Origin of the sequence: Profundibacterium mesophilum KAUST100406-0324 (genome assembly GCF_009835145.1) — a bacterium.
Classification (GTDB): Bacteria; Pseudomonadota; Alphaproteobacteria; order Rhodobacterales; family Rhodobacteraceae; genus Profundibacterium; species Profundibacterium mesophilum.
This window is the reverse complement of the sequence record NZ_APKE01000079.1, coordinates 1-872: the sequence shown is the minus strand read 5'-3', so window position 1 is coordinate 872 and position 872 is coordinate 1. Positions and strand designations below refer to the sequence as shown.

Below are 872 nucleotides of genomic sequence, written 5' to 3'. Positions count from 1 at the left end.
TTGTCCGCGAAATCCCGAAAGGCACGCTCGATCGGCTTCGCCTGGCCATGCCCCGGCGTCGCCCAGTGCAGCTCGATCCCCATCAGGGTCATCACCCCGGCCGGATCGTCATCGCGGACCGTGAAGCGGAAGCGTGTCTTCGCGCCGCCGGTCATCCACTTGTTGGCAAACTCGCGCCCGTTGTCGAAGAGGCAATGCTGCGGGATGCCCCATTCCTCGACGAGATCGCCGAAGGCCGCCATCACCATCACCTTGTTGGGCGTATGATCGATGCGCCAGCTGAGGATCTTGCCCGAATACACGTCCTGGAACGCCACGATCTGCGCCCGCGTCGGCGTGGTCATCCCCGGCCAGTTCACGAAGACATCGAAGCGGTGGCAATCGGCGTTTACCGCCTCGAGGGCGTGCAGGCTGGAGCGGTCCCGGATTTGCGGCGGGAAGCATTTGGCAAGGCCGGTATAGCCCTCGCGGCGATAGATTTGCGTGGCGCGCGGGATCTCGGCCTTGATGCGGCGGCGCACCGTATGCAGTGGCAGTGTCGCCAGACCGCGGGCCTCGGCGACCCGAACCGCGCGGCGGTAACAGGTGGCAAGGCTGGGCGCCTCGAGGCGCAGGAAGTCGCCGGTCACCAGCTCCATGAAGTCGGACGTATCGGCGCTGGCCCGCGCCCGCGCCCCTGTGGCATAGGCCGGCGCAAGGCACATCAGCCAGTCGGCGGCAGCCACGCCCTCGGTCATGCCCAGCCAGGACCAGATCGTCCGCGCCGATTTGGCCTCGGCATAGGAGATCTGCGTGACCGCCTGGGAGCGTGTCAGTCCCGACCGGGTGCTGGCCATCACCGCCTGCACAACCCGCAGCCGGAACCGCGCCTC

At 67.3% G+C, this 872-nt stretch carries 1 protein-coding gene; it reads right to left on the bottom strand.

The features are described 5' to 3' along the window. Positions 1-872, bottom strand: an 872-nt coding sequence (locus PMES_RS16295) for a transposase domain-containing protein (RefSeq protein ID WP_328809173.1), incomplete at both ends; no start/stop codon positions are given.